General features: G+C 47.8%; 14 protein-coding genes. 5 read left to right on the top strand and 9 right to left on the bottom strand.

What is annotated here, in order from left to right; genetic code table 11:
* Positions 1 to 73 precede the first annotated feature (73 nt).
* Genes BMZ28_RS06805 through pgtA form a run of 3 tightly spaced genes read left to right on the top strand, consistent with a single transcriptional unit; the run spans position 74 to position 4,522 of the window.
* Positions 74 to 1,297 carry an ABC transporter substrate-binding protein gene (locus BMZ28_RS06805; protein ID WP_074821771.1) on the top strand — a complete coding sequence of 408 codons (1,224 nt, stop codon included), beginning with the start codon at positions 74 to 76 and terminating at the stop codon, positions 1,295 to 1,297.
* The gene (pgtB, locus tag BMZ28_RS06800) at positions 1,294 to 3,270 is read left to right on the top strand and encodes a two-component system sensor histidine kinase PgtB (RefSeq protein WP_074821768.1); all 1,977 of its coding nucleotides are present in this window, start codon (positions 1,294 to 1,296) and stop codon (positions 3,268 to 3,270) included. The genes BMZ28_RS06805 and pgtB overlap by 4 nt, the downstream gene beginning before the upstream one ends.
* Before the next feature lies 1 nt (position 3,271).
* Positions 3,272 to 4,522 (top strand): two-component system response regulator PgtA, encoded by a 1,251-nt coding sequence (pgtA, locus tag BMZ28_RS06795; protein ID WP_074821765.1) that lies wholly within the window; start codon positions 3,272 to 3,274, stop codon positions 4,520 to 4,522.
* Positions 4,523 to 4,614: 92 nt separating this feature from the next.
* Here pgtA and ftsP read toward each other — a convergent pair whose 3' ends face one another.
* The 9 genes from ftsP to nudF form a co-directional block, all read right to left on the bottom strand.
* Positions 4,615 to 6,060 (bottom strand): cell division protein FtsP, encoded by a 1,446-nt coding sequence (gene ftsP, locus BMZ28_RS06790; protein ID WP_074821760.1) that lies wholly within the window; start codon positions 6,058 to 6,060, stop codon positions 4,615 to 4,617.
* A gap of 194 nt (positions 6,061 to 6,254) precedes the next feature.
* Positions 6,255 to 6,995, bottom strand: a complete 741-nt coding sequence (locus tag BMZ28_RS06785; protein ID WP_047781883.1) for a 1-acylglycerol-3-phosphate O-acyltransferase — start codon at positions 6,993 to 6,995, stop codon at positions 6,255 to 6,257.
* A gap of 266 nt (positions 6,996 to 7,261) precedes the next feature.
* Positions 7,262 to 9,538, bottom strand: a complete 2,277-nt coding sequence (parC, locus tag BMZ28_RS06780) for a DNA topoisomerase IV subunit A (protein ID WP_074821757.1) — start codon at positions 9,536 to 9,538, stop codon at positions 7,262 to 7,264.
* Between the two features lie 71 nt (positions 9,539 to 9,609).
* Entirely contained in the window at positions 9,610 to 11,499 is a 1,890-nt protein-coding gene (parE, locus tag BMZ28_RS06775) for a DNA topoisomerase IV subunit B (protein ID WP_047781885.1), read from the bottom strand.
* Positions 11,500 to 11,603: 104 nt separating this feature from the next.
* Complete coding sequence (gene yqiA, locus BMZ28_RS06770) at positions 11,604 to 12,185, bottom strand: esterase YqiA (protein WP_047781886.1); 582 nt, start codon at positions 12,183 to 12,185, stop codon at positions 11,604 to 11,606.
* Complete coding sequence (cpdA, locus tag BMZ28_RS06765; RefSeq protein WP_047781887.1) at positions 12,185 to 13,012, bottom strand: 3',5'-cyclic-AMP phosphodiesterase; 828 nt, start codon at positions 13,010 to 13,012, stop codon at positions 12,185 to 12,187. Before cpdA ends, yqiA begins: the two co-directional genes overlap by 1 nt.
* A 50-nt stretch (positions 13,013 to 13,062) precedes the next feature.
* Complete coding sequence (locus BMZ28_RS06760) at positions 13,063 to 13,488, bottom strand: DUF1249 family protein (RefSeq protein ID WP_047781888.1); 426 nt, start codon at positions 13,486 to 13,488, stop codon at positions 13,063 to 13,065.
* A 275-nt stretch (positions 13,489 to 13,763) separates the two neighbouring features.
* Positions 13,764 to 14,102 carry a hypothetical protein gene (locus BMZ28_RS06755; protein WP_047781889.1) on the bottom strand — a complete coding sequence of 113 codons (339 nt, stop codon included), beginning with the start codon at positions 14,100 to 14,102 and terminating at the stop codon, positions 13,764 to 13,766.
* Between the two features lie 109 nt (positions 14,103 to 14,211).
* Positions 14,212 to 14,847, bottom strand: a complete 636-nt coding sequence (nudF, locus tag BMZ28_RS06750; protein WP_047781890.1) for an ADP-ribose diphosphatase — start codon at positions 14,845 to 14,847, stop codon at positions 14,212 to 14,214.
* A gap of 236 nt (positions 14,848 to 15,083) precedes the next feature.
* Between nudF and tolC the strand changes: the two genes are divergently transcribed.
* Both tolC and BMZ28_RS06740 read left to right on the top strand, forming a co-directional pair.
* Complete coding sequence (gene tolC / locus BMZ28_RS06745; protein ID WP_047781891.1) at positions 15,084 to 16,433, top strand: outer membrane channel protein TolC; 1,350 nt, start codon at positions 15,084 to 15,086, stop codon at positions 16,431 to 16,433.
* 370 nt (positions 16,434 to 16,803) lie between these two features.
* A complete protein-coding gene (locus tag BMZ28_RS06740; protein WP_047781892.1) occupies positions 16,804 to 17,481 on the top strand; it encodes a DUF1190 family protein in 678 nt (225 codons plus the stop codon).
* Position 17,482: the final 1 nt, after the last annotated feature.

The raw sequence follows: 17,482 nt of genomic DNA, 5'->3' as shown, positions 1-17,482 counted from the left end.
GTTATTATTTTTTATTCGCCTATAACGACCCTGCATAACTGAAGTGGGTCATTCGTCATTACAGGAAACCTTCATGCTCCGCTGGCATTTACTTATTCTGTTGCTAACATCAGCCCTTGCGCACAGCAGTGAGCTGGTTATCGCCACCACGCTGTCGCCGGAGGCAACGGAACACATTATTGGCCAGTGGCAAACACAGCCTCAAGCGGTGAGTATCCGTACCCTTAACCGCACCAGCTCCTCTCTTGAACGTTTGCTTAATAATCCTCTGGGAGAAAAGATCGATCTGGTGCTGAGTTCATCGCCCATGTTAATGCAACGTTTACAAGATGGCGGCAAGCTATCCCTGTTTGAAAATAAAATTGAAGACAGCCGTCGATTGGTACCCGAATCAATCCGTAGCACCACCGTTGCGGTGGCTATTTCAGGCTATGGCATTCTGGTCAACCGTACCCGTTTACAGGAAAAAGGGTTACCCACACCGAAGACCTGGGAAGATCTGGGCGATGCGCGCTATCAGGGTATGATTCTCATGAGTAGCCCGTCCCGATCCGACACCACTCACCTGATGATTGAAAGCCTGCTGGAACAACGTGGCTGGCAACAGGGCTGGGCTTCACTCTTACAAGTCAGCGGAAATCTGGCGACCATTTCATCCCGCAGTTTTGGTGTAGCCAATAAAATCAACACAGGTTTAGGCGCCGCCGGTCCGGTGATCGATAACTATGCGAATGTATTACTCAATAGCCCAAATCTGAGTTTTAACTATTTTCCCACCTCGCGTGCTGCCCCGATGTTTATCGCAATAACTCATACCAGCACCAACCAGTCTGAGGCGGGACGTTTTATTACTTTTCTGCTTAGCCCATCTGGCCAGCAGGCTATGAGCGATTCAGACTCGGGTAAATATCCAGTCTACCCTTTACCGCCGAATCACCCGATGGCTCATCAGCAATCTTTACTGCTGGAACATCCGCCGCTGAATTATCCTTTAACTATTCAGCGCCAGAAGCTGGTTCAGCTACTGTTTGATTCCGCGATAACGTTCCGCCTGACCCAGCTACAAGATGCCTGGAAAGCGCTAAATCAGGCTGAACTGAATTTAAAGCGACCGCTGCCCGAGATTAGAGCCCTGTTAACTCAGGTTCCGGTCAGCGCCGAGCAGGCTGCCGATCCGCAGTATCTCAGCCAGTTGGAACAGCAACCTGACTTCCGTGAGTCCCAACTTATGGCATGGCAGCAATTCTTCCTCCAGCAGCAGCGATTAGCCATTAAACAGCTGGAAGCCTTGAAATGAGCGGTTTACTACATCGTCTGACCATCAGTGCCAGCCTACGTCTGGCTTTTGTCTTCAGCGCCATTCTGACGCTGTTTGTCAGCATCGTTAGCCTCTACTCATGGAATGTACAAAATACCCAAGTACGCTATGCGCTGGACGACTATTTCCCCAAAATTCAGGCCTCATTTCAGTTTGAGGAAAACCTGACTTCACTGGTGAATGAGTTTAACGAACTACAACAAAGCACCAATACCAGCAGTCGATTGCAGTTGCGGGAACAAATAAAGCTGCGTTTACAAAAAATTCAAACCATTAGCCCCCATCTGGATCAAGAGCGGCAAAGTACTCTACATCAGCAGGTTAATGCCAGTTATCAGCTGCTGAATAATCTGGACAGTACCTTGTACAACAGCTATCTGGAGAAAGAGAAGCTAAATGAAATTTCTTCGCGCATTAACTGGCTCCACGATGATTTCAGCAATGAACTCAGTTCCCTTTCTCAGGATCTGAGCTGGCAACAGTCGTCACTGTTGGAACAATTGAGCCAAACCAGTAGCGCCGAAAAAAGTCAGGCTTTGCAGCAATCTCTGCGTAATGTGCAAAATGAACTTCAGTTGGTATTCGCCCTGTCCCACACTGAAGTACAAATTGTGGAAGCCCTGAGGGAAATGCTAAAAGCCGACTACAGAGACGAAAGCAATCTGGTCAGCCATATCAACTATCTTAATTATCTCAAACAACTCACCGATGATGGCGCTCTGGCGCTGGAAAAGCATACCAGTACCGTTACCCTGCGCCAGACGGTGTATTCGTTGTTGGAGTTGGGTATCTCGAAAAATTACTTACCGGGTGCGCTGGCGGATAATCAACACGCCCAGCAAATGCTGCAAAAAACCGTTGGCGAGAAAGAAATCCTGCTCACCCAACTACGCTCACAGTTAGAAAAACAGTTAGGCAATAGCCATCTACAGCTGCAAACCTTCAACCATAAGTTAGAAAATATCATGCAGATCAGCGGCATGCTGATCGTCGCCGCGATGCTTACCGCCCTGCTGTTTGTGGTTTTACTCAATTACCTGTTTATTCGCCCAAGGATGACCAATCGCTTTAAGGCGTTAAACGACGCCGTTGCCCGTTTAAGCAACGGAGAATTAGATGCGGAAATCCCCCTCTCCGGCAATGATGAACTGGGGCGGATTGCCAATCTGTTGCGTCAAACCATTGTGCAGATCAATCAACAAAAGCATCAGTTGGAGCAGGAAATTGGTGAGCGTATCGTGATTGAAAATAATTTAAGAACCGCACAGGACGAGCTGATTCAAACCGCCAAACTGGCAGTGGTAGGTCAGACCATGACCACCTTGGCTCATGAAGTAAATCAGCCGCTGAATGCGCTGTCGATGTATTTACATAGCATCGGCCGGGCGCTGGAACAGCGCAATACTCAAGCGGTAACGAACTATTTGCTGACGATGCGCTCATTGATTGAGCGTATGGATAATATTATCAAACGGCTACGTTATTTTGCCCGCCGTCGCGATGGTGACCAATCATTGGGTGAGCTGGATTTACGTCAGGTTATTGAATCCTCCTGGGAACTGCTGGCCTTACGCCATCGTCCACTACAGGCGAAAATGACTTATCCCGAGCATATCCATCCTATTTTTGGTGATGATGTGCGGATTCAACAGGTGCTGGTCAATATACTGACCAATGCGCTGGAAGCCGTTTCTGGCCTGCCTCCTCAAATTACGATTGAGCAACAGGAAGATGATAAATCAGTCACGCTGTATGTTTATGACAACGGCAAAGGTTGGTCACTGGATCTGGCGGATAAATTGCTAACGCCGTTCACCACCGATAAATCAGTGGGATTGGGCATTGGCCTGTCGATTAGTCGTTCAATTATGCATCAATGTCAGGGCGAGCTGTTTATCGCCTCAAGCTTAGACCACCATGCTCTTGTCATTCTTCAATTCAGGAAACCGTAATATGTTAAGCGACCAACAGTCTATTCTGCTTATTGATGATGACCATGATGTATTAGAAGCCTATAGCGCCCTGCTGCAACAGGAAGGCTATCAGGTTTACACCTGTAGCGATCCACAGCAGGTTTCTGGCCTGCTGCCCGAAGATTGGCCCGGTATTGTTCTGACCGATGTCTATATGCCGGAAATTTCCGGTATTACCCTACTTGAACAGTTGCACAATACCGATAGCCAACTGCCTATTTTACTGATCACTGGCCATGGCGATGTACCGATGGCGGTTGAAGCGGTCAAAAAAGGCGCCTACGACTTTCTGCAAAAGCCGGTTAATCCTCAGCAGTTACTCACGTTAATCGAGAAGGCCTTAACTGAACGACGCTTGCTAATCGAACAGCGAAAATGGCGACGAGAGCAGTTAGGTGAGCATCTGATTGGTCATAGCGGTTGGATTCGCCAGTTGCGTCAACAGTTAGAAACGCTGGCGGAAACCACGCTCCCTATTTGTCTGTACGGTGAGCTGGGTACCGGGCGCACGCTGGCCGCTAAATATCTTCATCGTATCAGCCCACAACGGGAGAATCCCTTAGTGGTTGAGGAGTTGACCGCGGATACCGAACAGCCTCTTGACCTGTGGGCTAAGCAGGCCAACGGTGGAACTTTGCTGTTAAAAAATATCGAATGTCTGACGTTGGTCAATCAACGTTTATTGATTCAACTACAGGATCAGCAGCAGGAACGAAAATTCCGCCTAATCGTCACCAGCCAATGTCCTCCCGCAGAGCTGGCCGCTAAGCAGCAATTGATTCCTGAGCTGTATTACCTGTTCTCATTGACGCAAATTGAGTGTATTCCCCTGAACAAACGCCCCGGCGATATTGAAGTGTTATTCAGGCACTATCTGGCCTATGCCTGTAAGCGCCTGAATCGCCAACAGCCTCAGTTAAGTGAGGCATTAGTTAAAAAATTCACCACGCGCCCGTGGCCCGGTAATGTGCGAGAACTGGCTAATGCCGCCGAGCTGGTTGCCGTTGGCGTGCTACCAATGGCCGGCCCCGTCAATACCTTAGCCACCGATGCCGACCCCACCCCGCTGGATGAACGCATCGAAAATTATGAGCGTAAGATCATCATCGAAGCCCTGAATATCCATCAGGGAAGAATTAACGATGTGGCGGAGTATTTTCAAATTCCGAGGAAAAAGCTGTATTTGAGAATGAAGAAGTATGGGATTGATAAGATGGATTATCGTTATTAAGGTATCGTTCAGAAGCCTATAAAGGCCGCTAATAGGACATCACACAGAATTACTATCGTCTTGGGGCGTTCGGGTAAACGCCCCTCATTCACCTAAAGTCTTTCTTCCACCAACAACTGCCCAATATTTCCCCGATCTGCCATTTCAAGATTCTGGCTATAGTACATAAACGGGAAATGCGGCGATGAAGATTGATTGAACTTCACCAGCAGTTCAACTTTACCATCGACCCAAACGGTATCTTTCCAGCCATTTTCTTCCTGAGGCGGTGTCGCGCCGTTTACCGCGCTGACAAAGAACGAGGCGCCCTGAAGATGGAACGGTTGAGGTTTGGCCGCATTAATCGTCCAACGCTCCCATGTCCCTTGTAGCGCTTGAGTATCGATGCGTAGCGGATCCCAAATCGCGCCATTAATCCCCGGTACATCATCACCTAAGACAAACTCGCGGGAACGGGCAATACTGCCATCCAATACATCAACCGGCTTCAGACTAGCCGGCAGCTTATCCGTAGCCAGCGCCATCAGCCCGGTTGGTTTAATGGTTAATACCAAAGAAGAATTAAGAATGCTTGATGGTTCAAAGAAGCTACGTATCCGATCCACCACACCGGCAGACAGCCCAGCGGAAATTGAAACCTCTTCGCCTTTCGACATATCGATCAGGACCTCACGACGCTCCCCCGGAGCCAGATTTAGCAGAGGTAAACTAATCGGTGCCGGTAACAGACCACCATCGTTGGCAATCAAATGGAAAGGCCGATTGTCACTCAAGCTCAGCGTATAGCGACGTGAATTAGATGCGTTAAGTAAACGCAGGCGTACCCATCCCCGACCGACTTCAACATAAGGTCCGATGGCACCATTGGTCAGCAAAGTATCTCCCAGAAAGCCGGACTCATTATTACCGGCATATTCCGGCTGACCAAAAGCATCAAAGTGTTTATCCTGCAAAATCACCGGGAAATCGTTAATACCATACTGGTTAGGAATGTTCAGTCCACGGGTTATTGCATCATCAATAATCCACATACCCGCCAAACCGTTATAAATATGCGGGGCAATCTTATTAGGGGTAATCGCATGATACCAGCAGGTCGCCGCTTGCTGACGGATAGGAATAATCGGTGACCAATCTACGCCGGGTGACATCATGCGAGCACCGTTGCCCACTAACATCCCAGGTACCTGTAATCCGCTAACGGTAATAGCAACGGCTTCACTCAGGCGATTGCTGTAGACCATTTTAACATCGTCACCATCGCGCACTCTCACCGTTGGCCCTAAATATCGGCCGTTAAATCCCCAGGCCGCCACTCGGGCCCCGGCGATAAACTCCCAGTGCGTTCGCTGCATAGAAAGATAAAGAGGCTGACCACGACGAGTTTCCAACAACGGAGGAACCGGTAACGCAACCTGCGGTGTCGCTGCCATAACAGGTACACTTGGCAGCATACTTGCCCCTAAAGCCACGCTGGTCGCCTGCAATAAGCGACGGCGACTAATTGACGTCGTTTTTTTATTCAATCTATCAACCATTAATACAGCCTTTATTTAGCACAACTCAAGGGAGCTATCCCAATCTGTTTCAGGTTATCCATACTCAGGCCCATTACACCAAAAATAAAATGGCCAGATTATCGATATACAATAGAAAACGCAGGGACATTATTGTCTCTGCGTAAAATCATCAAATAGTCACCGTCGTGAACCAGCAATACCTAAAGCATTGGTTAACGCTGCCGGTCGTTCGCCTCACGTTGGGCCACTTCCTGATTCAACTGCGCCAGCTTTTCTACCATCACATCATGGCAATGCTGAGCGAGTTCACGCACCTGATCCTTATTATATTGGCTGGTATCAATAGGCGACATCATTTCAACGATCACATGCCCATTATTCCAACGGTTCAGGTTAATTTTATTACTGGTATTGGATACACAAATCGGCACAATCTGCACGCCGGCGGCTATCGCCGCGTGAAATGCACCGGTCTTAAACGGTAATAAACCACGACCGCGGCTGCGGGTACCTTCAGGGAACATCCACACCGAAAGATCGCGCTTTTTCATCTGTTCAACAATTTGATAAATCGTGCCGCGTGATTTGGTTTTGTTATTGCGATCGATCAGGATGTTACCCGTCAGCCAGTAGAAAGGGCCGAAGAATGGAATCCATAACAAACTTTTTTTACCCACGGTGACCGTTTTAGGCTGCACCGCAGCGGCAGCAGTGACCATATCGTAGTTATTTTGATGGTTAGCGATATAAATACAGTTACCGTCGGCTTTAACCGGAGGATTAACCCGGGTTTCAACGCTTAAACCAAATATCGGCGCCAGACGGCCAAATAACCGCCCAAAAGTATAAGAATGACGAGGATTACGCGGGCTAAAAAGGCAATATACTGAACCAAGTAGACAGACTAAAATACAAAACGGAATAACGATCAAAGCACGCAAAATTACTAGCATATAAATCCCTCTCATTTATAAGCGGTAAGTATACCCACTTATAAAGAAAACGCACTGATTCCAATATCAAGTTGATGAAAGAAAAACACACTTTATCTCAATGAATCATCGCAGAAAAGCAGCAAAATTATCGGTTATATAATAACCATCACGATTCGCATTCCACGCTAACCCACGCTTGATATAAAAACAGGTGCATATAAAACAAATAGGCTGCTCCAATAAAGAAACAGCCTATAATTCAATCAATTATTTTCAGCGACATATCAGCTTTCTACAGCAGGATCTTCACCCGGCTGTGGCGGTGTTTCCACCTCAATGCTGTCAATACGCTGCAAACCACGAGGCAGCAGTGTACCTTTACGACCGCGTTCCGCACGGAATTTCTGCAAATCTTCCGGTCTCAGTTGAAGTTTACGCTTACCAACATGCAGGGTAACCGATGACTTCGCCGTCAGGATAAACAGATAGGCGATCCGATCTTCACCGGCAGCGGCCTGTGCCGAAGGAATGGAGATAATCTTATTCCCCTTACCTTTGGATAACTGTGGTAAATCCCCAACCGGGAACAGCAGCATTCGGCCTGCAGCGGTAATAGACAGCAGCAAGTCATCTTCACTGTTCACATCCAGCGGAGGCAGCGCTCGAGCATTATCCGGTAAGGTAATCATCGCCTTACCATTGCGGTTACGCGCCACTAAATCTTCAAAGGTACAGATAAAGCCATAACCGGCGTCAGAAGCCATCAACAGTTTCTGATCGTCAGCAGCCATTAAGACCTGATCGATCGTTGCTCCCGGTGGCAGAGTCAGTTTGCCGGTTAACGGTTCCCCCTGCCCACGGGCAGACGGCAGCGACAGAGGATCCAACGCATAGCTACGGCCGGTGGAATCAATAAACACCACCGGCTGATTACTCTTACCGCGAGCAGCGGCTTTAAAGCTGTCCCCTGCGCGGTAGCTTAATCCCGACGGTTCGATATCATGGCCTTTGGCGCTTCTTACCCAGCCCATATCAGACAACACGATAGTCACTGGCTCAGACGGTACAAAATCATGTTCGCTCATCGCTTTGGCTTCAGTGCGAGCCACCAGCGGTGAACGACGATTGTCGCCATAAGTTTCGGCATCCGCCAGAATTTCTTTCTTGATCAGCGTGCTCATTTTACGATCGGAAGAGAGCAGCCCTTGTAAATGCGCCCGCTCTTTTTCCAATTCTTCTTGCTCACCGCGGATTTTCATCTCTTCCAGTTTGGCAAGGTGGCGTAATTTCAGCTCCAGAATAGCTTCGGCCTGAGTATCACTAATGCTAAAACGCTGCATCAATACCGGCTTAGGTTCATCTTCCGCACGAATGATCTCAATCACTTCATCGATATTGAGGAAGGCAACCAGTAAGCCATCCAAAATATGCAGGCGTTTTAATACCCGTTCTAAACGGTGATTCAGGCGGCGAGTCACGGTATCGCGACGATACACCAGCCATTCGCTGAGGATCTCAACCAGATTCTTCACCGACGGACGGCCATCCAGCCCCAGCATATTCAGGTTAATACGGTAGCTTTTTTCCAGATCGGTGGTGGCAAACAGATGATTCATCACCTGTTCCATATCAACGCGGTTAGAGCGCGGCACCAACACCAAACGCGTCGGATTCTCATGGTCGGACTCATCGCGCAAATCGTCAATCATCGGCAGCTTTTTGGCGCGCATTTGATTGGCGATCTGTTCCATCACTTTAGCGCCGGAAGTTTGGTGAGGAAGCGCGGTAATCACGATTTCGCTCTCTTCTTTCTTCCACACCGCACGCATGCGCACGGAGCCTTTACCGCTCTGGTAAATTTTACGGATCTCTTCCTGCGGCGTAATGATCTCGGCTTCCGTTGGATAGTCTGGCCCCTGAATCAGGGTCATCACGTCATCCAGCGTTGCCTTTGGATTATCCAGTAACATCACCGTGGCATTCGCCACTTCCCGGACGTTATGCGGGGGAATATCCGTCGCCATCCCCACCGCAATACCGGTGGTGCCGTTTAACAGAATATTCGGCAAGCGCGCCGGCAGCATCTTCGGTTCTTGCAGCGTGCCGTCAAAGTTTGGCGTATAGTCCACTGTACCCTGACCTAATTCGCTAAGCAGTAACTCAGCATATTTTGACAGGCGAGATTCGGTATAACGCATGGCGGCAAACGATTTAGGATCGTCAGGTGCCCCCCAGTTTCCTTGACCGTCTACCAGCGGATAGCGGTAAGAGAATGGCTGAGCCATTAACACCATGGCTTCATAACAGGCACTGTCACCGTGTGGATGGTATTTACCCAATACGTCACCGACGGTACGCGCCGATTTCTTAAACTTAGCCGTGGCATTCAGCCCCAGCTCAGACATAGCATAAACAATGCGGCGCTGTACCGGTTTCAGACCATCCCCAATAAACGGCAGGGCACGGTCCATAATGACGTACATCGAATAGTTGAGGTACGCATTTTCAGTAAACTGGTGGAGCGGTTGTTGCTCCACGCCGTCGTGAGTTATATCACTCATAAAATTACTCTTTCCTTTCCCGCTTTAACTCAGCGTAATCACCGGGTTGAAACCGGGCTCAGATATCGATATTAAACATCAAGTTCCACCATATCGCCCTTTTCCTGTAACCAGTTACGGCGATCTTCCGAACGTTTCTTCGCTAACAGCATATCCATCAGCGCCATGGTAGTTTCGCTGTCTTCCAGCGTTAGCTGTACCAGACGGCGGGTATTAGGGTCCATAGTCGTTTCGCGCAGTTGCAGAGGGTTCATTTCACCCAATCCTTTAAAGCGCTGCACGTTTGGTTTGCCCTTTTTGCGCTTTAACTGTTCGAGGATACCGGCCTTCTCTTCTTCATCCAGCGCGTAATACACCTCTTTACCCAAGTCGATGCGGTACAGCGGCGGCATGGCAACGTACACGTGACCTTCTTCCACCATCTTACGGAAGTGGCGCACAAACAGGGCACAAATCAGTGTCGCGATGTGTAAACCATCGGAGTCCGCATCCGCCAGAATACAGACTTTGCCGTAACGCAATTGGCTGAGATCGTCGCTATCAGGGTCAATACCGATCGCCACGGAGATATCGTGAATCTCTTGCGAGGCCAGTACTTCATCGGAAGACACTTCCCAGGTATTTAGAATTTTACCTTTCAGCGGCATAATGGCCTGAAACTCACGGCTACGTGCCTGTTTAGCTGAACCGCCTGCCGAGTCCCCTTCCACTAAAAACAGTTCTGTCACGCTTAAATCTTGTGAAGAACAGTCTGCCAGCTTACCCGGTAAAGCCGGGCCGCTAACCAGTTTTTTACGTACCACTTTCTTGGCAGCACGCATACGCTGTTGAGCGCTGGAAATGGCTAATTCAGCCAGCTGTTCCGCTGCCTGTACGTTCTGGTTTAGCCACAGGCTAAAGGCGTCTTTAATAATTCCGGAGACAAAAGCCGAACTTTGACGGGAAGAGAGCCGTTCTTTGGTCTGCCCGGCGAACTGTGGATCCTGCATCTTAAGTGACAGCACGTAGGCGCAACGATCCCAAATATCTTCCGCACTGAGTTTGACACCGCGCGGCAGTAGATTACGGAACTCACAAAATTCACGCATCGCGTCCAGTAACCCTTGGCGCAATCCATTAACGTGCGTTCCTCCCTGCATGGTAGGAATCAGGTTAACGTAGCTTTCGCTTAGCACTTCACCGCCTTCAGGCAGCCATAGCAGCGCCCAGTCAACGGCTTCAACTTCACCGGAGAAAGCGCCAACAAACGGTTTTTCCGGTAACGTAACCAGACCATTTACCGCTTCCATCAGATAATCGGTCAAGCCGTCCTGATAGCACCAGCGCTGTTCAGTACCGTTGACTTTGTCAGTAAAGACAATTTCCACGCCAGGACAAAGTACCGCTTTCGCTTTCAGTACGTGGACCAAACGGGAAACAGAAAATCTTGGGCTGTCAAAGAAGCTACCATCCGGCCAGAAATGCACACTGGTACCAGTATTACGGCGACCGCAGGTACCAATAACCGTTAAGTCTTGTACTTTTTCGCCGTTTTCAAAAATGATGCTGTACACCTGCGCATCGCGCCGCACCGTCACTTCCACGCGGGTAGACAGGGCGTTAACCACTGAAATACCGACCCCGTGCAGACCACCGGAGAATTGATAGTTCTTGTTAGAGAACTTACCGCCAGCATGTAGACGACACATAATCAGCTCGATTGCCGTGACCCCTTCTTCAGGGTGAATATCTACCGGCATACCGCGACCATCATCGATCACTTCCAGCGACTGATCTTCGTATAAAATCACTTCGACTTTACGTGCGTGACCGGCTAACGCCTCATCAACGCTGTTATCAATCACTTCCTGACCAAGATGGTTAGGGCGAGAGGTATCAGTATACATGCCGGGACGGCGACGTACTGGTTCAAGGCCGCTGAGAACCTCAATGGAATCAGCATTATAACTAGATTGGCTCATTGTTTAGCTTCTGGATAATAGTTTTAGGGCATAAAAACGATCATTGCTTATTATCGGTGTAAACCGGCTTACCTTCCATAGCTGGCAGGCTGAAGCCGGTATTATTAAGCCGCAGCAAGCCCTAAAAAATCAATAATCGGGGAAAAATAGTGATCAAAGCTGACAAAACTGTGATTTCCACCTGACTCTACCGTTTGTCTACAGGAAGTGTAGTAAGTGACCGCCTGACGGTAATCAAGCACTTCATCCCCTGTCTGCTGTAATAACCATAGCAAATCCGGAGATTCTAGTGGATCAATTTGCATAACTTTGAGATCGTAAATATGGCGTGACTCTATCACATATTGCTGTCCGGTGTAGGGATTCTCATATTCCCCAATATAATCCTGCAACCATTCATACGGCTTAACCGCAGGATTAACCAGAACCGCCGGCAACATAAAACATTGGGATAACCAAGTAGCATAATAGCCTCCCAATGAGGAGCCAACAATGCCGAGCGGCTCTCCAACCCGGTCTAACACGATCTGCTCTAACAACTCAGCCGCCTCCGATGGATACGGCGGAATTTGAGGAATTAGCATCTCAATATGCGGATGGTGCTCCGCCAGCCAGCGCTGAAAACTGACGGCCTTGGCCGACTGCGGCGAACTATTAAATCCATGTATATACAGCAGGGTTGCCATCAATAACCATCCGAGTTCATATCAGGACGGAATGCATCGCTGTTAAGGCGGCACACCGTAGTGTCAATCGAACCATCAGAATATAGATCAAGATAACGCCAGCCCGGCGCAAGTTCATCAATAGTAAAGTTAGTACAGTGGGGCTTAAATTGCACGCAGGTTGATGGAGAAGCCAGAACCCGTCGACCATTCCAGTCAAGATCGAGATCCTGATGAATATGCCCACATAGCAGCGTTTTTGCCTGCGGATGTTTATCCAACACTTCTGCCAACATATGGGCATTACGCAAACTATGTTGATCCAACCAAGTACAGCCGGAGGCCAGCGGATGATGGTGCAACAGGATTAACGCATGGCGATCGGCATAGCGAGATAATGAATGATCCAGCCAATTCAGTTGGTATTCGCTCAACTCACCGTGAGGGACGCCTAAGACCTGGCTATCCAACAGAATCAGATACCAGTCATCGCCCAGCAACACCTGTTTTGAAGGCAGAATCTCTGCTGCGGCCATGGCATCGACCATCGCCGGTTGGAAATCATGATTACCCGGTAGCCATACGCAAGGAGCAGGTAGGTGGGCAATGCCGGCGGCAAAACGCTGATAGGCAGCGAGGGAACGATCTTGAGCCAGATCTCCTGTCGCAACGATTAATTGATAATCATGCCCTTGTTCAGCAATCGCCTCTAATACGGCCTGATAGCTTTGCAGAGTGTTAACGCCTAACAGCGTTTCATCCATACCAGCGAATAAGTGGGTATCAGTAATTTGTAAAACTCGCACTCTGGTCCCACGTGCCAGAGGGAGTTGAAAAAGGCTTTCCAAGAGGTTTCCTTCAAAAAGCTTAAGTTAGTAAGCTCCTGCTTTCTAAGTGTTTAACAAACCGGGACTGACATTGTCCCTTTCATCAGACAAAAACGTAACCAATCCGCCAAAAACTGATTGATTTGATGTTTCTCATCCCGCTGGTGCAATTTCTTATTAGGATAATCATAACTTGCTTTAAATCTAAAGATCTGTTGACTAGAACACACTTCTGCAACTAACGCATCATGGTACAGCCGAACGTTCAGTTGTGGCATGCTCCAATAGCTCACTTTAGGGTGCGCCTGTTTAATCGAAACCAGTGAGGTATAACGGGTCGATTCCAGCGTTTCAATATGATAAGTCGTGCCTGCTACCTCTAGTCCCACCCGACTTCCTAACGTATCACTACGAGGAATTAATCGGCGCAACTGAGCGTAATTAACTTCGGTTAAACGCATCATTGCCGGAAAGTCAGGAACATACCGCTTTTTCATATTACCCTTTTAAATATCATGAAACTGACCTTATTACACTAAGGTATACCAGACATGTCAGGCCATAAACTATGACAAATCTATACTGCCGTCTCAAATCAATGGCGTATTATGAAGGAAAAACCGTGGGCAAATAAAGAATCAATTGATAGAAAATCGTAAATAAACGACGAATTTACCTGATGCAACCCAACGATATATCCATACATATTGCATGGTTTAATGTCAAAGCGCCGACTTAATTAATCTCAACCGCAAGACATAAACGGCAGGTGTTAAATATGCCCATAATTAATTTCGCAGTAAAAGCCTTTCATATCACTACCGCCAGATATCAGCTTATAGCTCACCAAATGCTCATTGGCCTTTCTGGAATAAAAGGTAAAGTAGGAGTACTGCATCAGTGAAACTAAAGACATAAAGTGAATTTTAATAGTATGAATGTCAGGCTGTTTCAGCATCACGCTAATATAATATTTGTTATCTATCAGCTCATAACTAAACTCCACAACATTTTCATCATTATGATAAAAGTCATGTAATTGAGAATCTATCCATGGATCGGTGATTAGCTCGATGCTGCTGATGATATTTTCAACAATTTTATTCGCCACACGAGAGCCCCTTTAGTGATTATTCTTTTTATATTAGCAGTATCCGCATGATTTAACAGGCGACTATGGAGAGCAGCCAATAACCACCCTCTTGAGTACTGAATAATCACTACGATTTTTGCCACTCTTGTCGTAGGGAAATGTAATGCAGCTGTAGCCATTGCAGCGCAATCACTGAAGCGGCGTTATCAATGGTTCCATCTTCTACCCAGCGATAGGCTTGCTCTCGAGTCACCACATGAACCCGAATATCCTCATGCTCTTCAGCTAAGCCATGAATGCCAAAAGCGGTGGATGAATCCACTTCCCCCACCATAATCGACATTCTTTCACTGCTTCCTCCCGGACTGGACAGATAGCTCAACACTGGCTTACAGCGCCCAATATGGATTCCCGCCTCTTCCACTGCCTCGCGCCGAACCACTTGTTCAATATCTTCATCAGGCTCAATCATGCCGGCAATCAATTCAAGCAACCACGGAGTATCGCTGGTTTCCAGTGCCGCAATACGAATCTGTTCTATCAGTACCACTTTGTCACGTATCGCATCATAAGCCAGTAGAACCCCGGCATGACCGCGCTCAAAGATTTCCCTCATCACTTCGCCGCTCATACTACCGTCAAACTTTCGATGGCGAAAACGGTACTCGGTGAGAGAGAAAAAACCACGATAAAGCGGCTTCTGCGAGATAATTTCTATGTCTTGCTGACCCAGTTCAACGGGTGAAAGAGTGGATAGCGTCATTATTTCTTTCTCTTTAAGTCGATAAATGGTTTGATAGTGCCTATCTTGATTGGGTAGATACGTTGACTTCAACCAATAAATGCCCAAAACGCGTAAAAATTCTGTAAATAATAGTATGATGGCACATAAAGCTACCTTTATTATCAGAGATACTCTGGTAGAATTTGTCACTATATTTATTTCTGACAGTAACAATCAGTCAAAACAACATTATTGCTGTACAACAAGGATCGCCCATGAAGAAACTGCTTCCTTTGATTATTGGTCTTAGCTTGGGTGGCTTAAGTTCATTAAGCTACGCTGACAGCTTGGTACAAGTATACCAACAGGCTAAAAGCAATAACCCTGACTTACGTAAGGTTCAGTCTGACCGTGATGCAGCCTATGAAAAAATTAGTGAGTCGCGCGGAGCTCTGCTTCCTCAGTTGGGCTTAAACGCCGGTTATAATATCAATCGCGGCTATCGTGACAACAGCGGCAACCAAAGTGATGTCGGTAATGGTAGTTTGCAACTAAGCCAAACCATTTTTGATATGTCATTATGGCGTCAGTTGAACATTACTGAGAAGCAGGCTGGCGTACAGGATGTATCTTATCAAGCTCAGCAGCAAAAGCTGATTCTGGATACTGCAACCGCTTATTTCAACGTTTTGCGTAGTCTGGATACCCTATCGACAACTGAAGCACAGAAAGATGCCCTTTATCGTCAGTTGGATCAGGCTCGTCAACGTTTTAATGTCGGTCTGGTAGCCATTACTGACGTGCAGAACGCCCAAGCACAGTATGACCAAACACTGGCCAACGAAGTGACCGCCCGCAACAATCTGGAAAACGCGCTGGAAGTGCTGCGTCAAATTTCCGGTATGTTCTATCCAGAGCTGAGTTCACTGGATACCGCTCGTTTCAGCACTAAACGTCCTAATGACGTTAATAGCCTGCTAAAAGAAGCTGAGAGCCGTAACCTTAATCTGTTGACCGCCCGACTTTCTCAAGATCTGTCCCGCGATCAAATCAAGCTACAGCAAACCGGTCATATGCCGACGGTTGCACTGACTGCCTCTACCGGTTTATCCAATACTGACTACCGCGGTACAAGTACTATGGGACCGGATACTACAACCGGTGGTAGCACCACGGCAGGCGTCACGTTAAGTTTCCCATTGTTTAGCGGTGGTCAAACTAACTCCCGCGTTAAGCAGGCACAGTATAACTATGTCGGCGCTAGCGAAGCACTGGAAGCGGCTCATCGCTCAGTAGTGCAAATCGTACGCTCTTCCTACAATAACGTGTCGGCTTCTATCAGTTCAGTGAAAGCTTACCAACAAAGCGTCGTTTCTGCGCAAAGCTCTCTGGAAGCGACTCAGGCTGGTTATGATGTTGGTACTCGTACCATTGTTGACGTCTTGAACGCCACAACCACCCTGTACAATGCCAAGCAGCAACTCTCTAATGCACGTTATGATTACCTGATTAATCAGTTAAACATTCAATATGCTTTAGGTACGCTGAATGAAAACGATCTGACCAAATTGAACGGCTCTTTAGGTAAACCCGTTACTACCATTCCGGTGATTAAAACCAATTAATCCCTTGAGCTGAAAAAACCGATTGGTTTGGTCCATATAGCCCCTGAACTTCAAACGTTCAGGGGCTTATTTTTAAGCGCTAGCATCAGGCTACCAGGAACAAAACCGAGAGTCAGCGCACACTTTGCCCTACCTCAGAAATCAATTCCGTTGAAACTGCGTCTCTTTACTTTAATTTGTTTCTAATTTCGCCTATTCTAACGGTAGTTTATTAAAAGGGAATTTCCCTGCCTTGTCCTGCCTGAAACGGACAATCACCCGTGCATGTACAGCCAATTTTTTATTACCAACATGCACACATGTTCTTTTTTCCAAAACGCAGGACGATGCAGCGTAGGTATCTTGAATTTAACTCTGGGACTGATAAATAATGAAGCGCACTAAACAAATAAACCGTGACTCTTTCCGCAAATCATTTCGTACCTATCGCCTGGCGCCTGTGGCGTTGGCGGTAAGTGCCGTATTTATGCTGTCAGGCTGCGAACAAGCGGACGAAAGCGTATCTCTTTTCGCCAATGCGGACGAATGTAAACAAAGTAATCCGGCGATGGGTGACCAGTGTACTATTGCTTATAATCAGGCTCTGGAAGAAGCGGTTAAAACTGCGCCTAAATATGCCACCAAAGAAGATTGCGTCGCTGAATTTGGCGAGTCTCAATGTACTCAAGCACCAGCGCCAGCACAAGCAGGCATGTCTGCTGAACCTCAGCAAAGCGGTAGCATGTGGATGCCTTTAATGGCCGGTTACATGATGGGTCGCATGATGGGTGGCGGTTACGGTCAATCTCCTCTGTTTACCTCTAAGTCTGCCAGCAGCCCGGCTAACGGTAAATTCGTTGATTCTACCGGCCGTAATTACGGTAATGCCACCACAGGCAGAACCATGAAAGTAGACAAGAGCGCCCTTGCACCTAAACCAGCCACCACCAAAACCATTACCCGCGGCGGCTTTGGTGAGTCGGTAGCCAAGCAAAATGCCATGTCACGCAGCAGCAGCTCAACGAATAACTCATCAACATCGAGCAAAGGCCGTTCATTTGGCGGTTAAG

Origin of the sequence: Pragia fontium DSM 5563 = ATCC 49100 (genome assembly GCF_900112475.1) — a bacterium.
GTDB lineage: Bacteria > Pseudomonadota > Gammaproteobacteria > Enterobacterales > Enterobacteriaceae > Pragia > Pragia fontium.
Note: the sequence above shows the minus strand (reverse complement) of the source record. Positions and strands in the feature narration are given on the sequence as shown.